The sequence below is a fragment of the Mycobacterium asiaticum genome (genome assembly GCF_001668675.1).
GTDB lineage: Bacteria > Actinomycetota > Actinomycetes > Mycobacteriales > Mycobacteriaceae > Mycobacterium > Mycobacterium asiaticum_D.
This window is the reverse complement of the sequence record NZ_LZKQ01000259.1, coordinates 1-1,150: the sequence shown is the minus strand read 5'-3', so window position 1 is coordinate 1,150 and position 1,150 is coordinate 1. Positions and strand designations below refer to the sequence as shown.

At 66.2% G+C, this 1,150-nt stretch carries 1 protein-coding gene and 1 pseudogene; both read right to left on the bottom strand.

The window, feature by feature from the left end; genetic code table 11:
* A partial coding sequence (locus A9X01_RS31570) for a hypothetical protein (RefSeq protein WP_231123035.1) occupies window positions 1-113 on the bottom strand: 113 nt, incomplete at its 3' end.
* Between the two features lie 86 nt (window positions 114-199).
* A pseudogene (locus A9X01_RS22115) lies at window positions 200-1,150 on the bottom strand (ABC transporter permease); the annotation flags it as partial.

Below are 1,150 nucleotides of genomic sequence, written 5' to 3'. Positions count from 1 at the left end.
TTGACGGTGTGCTCGGCCTCGTAGACCTCGCCCATCCCGCCGCGGCCCAGCAACCGCTTGAGATGGTAGGGCCCGAATGTCGTGCCCACCCGCGAGTCCTGCGTATCGCTCATCGCTGATCCTCCCAGTCAACCCGCAATGTGGCTGACATTATCAACAGCGGCGCGTTAGATGTGCCGTCCGCAAATTCCGCCACCCATCAATTCTTGGCCCTGCGGTGCGGACCCATGCGGCGCAACCGGAGCACGATCAGGATCACCAGCGCGATCGCCTGGACGGCACAGGCCGCGGCGGCGATCGACCAGCTACCGATGTCGTAGTCCCACAACGGATCCTGGTCGCCGCCGGCGGTGCGATGCAGGTCGTTGAGGTCCACCGTCGACGCGGCCATGGCGTAGGCCCAGCGGGACGGGGACAGCCAGGCCAGTTGCTCGAGCGGAACCCGGTCGTCCACCCCGAACATTCCGCCGCACAACACGAGTTGGGCCATCACGACCAGCACCAGTAGCGGCATGCCGCGGTCGGCATTGCCGATCAGCGCCGAGATCAGCAACCCAACGATCATCGACACGACGGTGACCGCCAGCACGGCCACCGCGATCTCCAGCCGCGGCCACGGCAGTACCACCGATTGGTCCGGTGGCGGCAGGAATGCGACGCCCAGGAAACCCAGGATCAGGCCCTGTGCACTCGTAATCGCGCCCAGCACAGCCAGTTTGGAGGCGAGGTAGGCGCTGCCGGATAGGCCGATGCCGTGCTCGCGTCGGTAGATGGCCTGTTCCTTGACGATCTCGCGGATGGAGGTCGCACACCCCATCAGCGCACCGCCGATGATCAGCAACACCAATAGCTGGCCCGGCTGAGTCGACACCTTCTCGATGGCGTTGGCCAGGGAGAGGCCGGCGTCGCCGGGGACGGCGTAGGTGAACAGGCTTAGGAGCAGGGGGAGGGCGAGCAGGAATAGGGCGTATTGGCGGTCGGCGGCGATGACGGCGAGGTAGCGGCGGCACAGGATGGTGAATTGGGCCAGGGGGCTTTGTTGGGCGGGGGTTTTCGCTTTGCCGCTGGTGGTTGCGGTGGTGGTGGTGGCGCCGGCAAGGCGCTAAACCTGAACGGCGGCAAGAACGGAACCCAAGGCGCCGGGGGGACT